The organism is Lacinutrix sp. MEBiC02404 (genome assembly GCF_053601575.1).
Window position 1 is genome coordinate 1 of sequence record NZ_JBSHNV010000162.1, and the last position, 264, is coordinate 264.

General features: G+C 37.5%; 1 protein-coding gene. It reads left to right on the plus strand.

The features are described from left to right. A partial coding sequence (locus ACVCXO_RS07640) for a hypothetical protein (protein WP_452229004.1) occupies positions 1-264 on the plus strand: 264 nt, incomplete at both ends.

The window sequence follows — 264 nt, forward strand, 5'->3', positions numbered from 1 at the left end:
AATGAAACCATACTTACTGCAACGCTTACGCTTGAAGATTCTATCGGTCCTGACTTAACGGCTTGTACTGTAATAGACGAAACTATAGAATGTAATGGTACAGATAACGAAACAATTGCTAACGATTGGAATGCTGCTAACATATTAGCACTTCAATCTTGTGGTACAGATGCTTGTGATACAGATGCAGTATTTGATGTAACTTCTGATTATGCTTTTGCTAACCTTACTTCTACTTGTGGAGCTGGTGGTACTATCTTAGTT